General features: G+C 34.3%; 1 protein-coding gene. It reads left to right on the forward strand.

Translation table 11 applies throughout. The annotated features are described in order from the left end of the window. The first annotated feature begins 106 nt into the window (after window positions 1–106). Window positions 107–1,561, forward strand: coding sequence for an alpha-amylase (locus GSA01S_RS10095; protein WP_066127244.1), 1,455 nt, complete (start codon window positions 107–109; stop codon window positions 1,559–1,561). Window positions 1,562–1,607: the final 46 nt, after the last annotated feature.

Below are 1,607 nucleotides of genomic sequence, written 5' to 3' on the forward strand. Positions count from 1 at the left end.
CCCGATGTCTCATGGTTATGCGGAATAGATAAAAAAAGTGAACATTATCGGTTTTCTATTCTTGCTTAAACTTATTTATTATTTGGAATTATGAAAGGATGGAGCTATGATAAATCCAGTAATTATGCAATATTTTGAATGGTATTTACCTGATGATGGACAGCACTGGAATCGATTAAAAGAAGATGCTCAACACTTAAAAGAGTTAGGGATTAATCAAGTTTGGATGCCACCCGCTTTTAAAGCAACTGGCACTAATGATGTCGGATACGGTGTTTATGATATATATGACCTTGGTCAGTTCGATCAAAATGGATCTGTTCGAACTAAATATGGCACCAAAGATGAATACCTGGCTGCCATTAAAGCACTTAAGGAGCAAGGGATTAAACCTATTGCCGATATTGTTTTGAATCACAAAGCTAATGGCGATGAAAAAGAGTCCTTTATGGTATTGAAAATGGATCCTAATAATCGTCAAAAGCCATTATCTGAACCTTATGAAATAGAAGCTTGGACTCATTTTTATTTTCCAGGAAGAAATAAAACTTATAGTGATTTTGAGTGGCATTGGTATCATTTTACCGGTACCGATTATGATGCGCGTAATGATGAAACAGGGATTTATATGATTCTTGGGGATAATAAAGGATGGGCCAATGGGGACTTAGTTGATACTGAGAATGGTAACTTTGATTATTTAATGTTTACTGATATCGATTTTCGACATCCTGAGGTAAAAAATCATTTATATCAATGGGCTCAATGGTTTATTCAAGAAACAGGTATTCAAGGATTTAGATTAGATGCCATTAAACATATCGAAGCTGATTTTATGAAGAATTTTATAGAATACATCCATGATAATACGGATGAAGATTTCTTTATTTTCGGTGAATATTGGAATCCGGATGTCAATGCGAAAGAGGTTTATTTAGCTCAAACAGATTATGAAATTGATTTAGTGGATGTCGGACTACATATGAATTTTCATTTAGCAAGTAAAAATGGCAATCATTATGATTTATCGACTATCTTAGATGACACTTTAATGGAAAAGAATCCTTTTGAAGCGGTCACTTTTGTTGAAAATCACGATACTCAAAAAGGTCAAGCCCTACAGTCTTATGTGGAAGATTGGTTTAAACCTTCTGCATATGCGATGATCCTATTAATGCAAAATGGTCAACCATGTGTATTTTATGGTGATTATTATGGAGTTAATCATGATCAATTTGGTCAACCTAAGCTTCAATGGATTTTAGATAAATTATTATATTTACGGAAAGACTATGCCTATGGTGAAGAAAATCGTTATTTTGATCATCCAAATTGTATTGGGTGGACACGATTGGGAACCGAAGACCATCCAAATGCTTTGGCAGTTGTTATTAGTAATGGGGATGAAGGTTGGAAAAACATGAATGTTGGTTCTTTAAATGCAGGTAAAGTATTTATTGATTATTTAGGCCATCATGATGCGCAAATTACGATTGATGACAATGGCAATGCAGATTTTCCAGTAAAAGCTGGTAGTGTGTCTTGTTGGGTTGAAAAATAAACAATTATTACGAAAAAGCTCTCGAGATAGGGAGTGGGCAAGAAGT

It is taken from the genome of Globicatella sanguinis NBRC 15551 (assembly GCF_001552295.1).
Classification (GTDB): Bacteria; Bacillota; Bacilli; order Lactobacillales; family Aerococcaceae; genus Globicatella; species Globicatella sanguinis.

Bases quoted from the DNA above. Each gene is read 5' to 3' on its own strand.
- GSA01S_RS10095 (WP_066127244.1), top strand. From the start codon at position 107: ATGATAAATCCAGTAATTATGCAATATTTTGAATGGTATTTACCTGAT.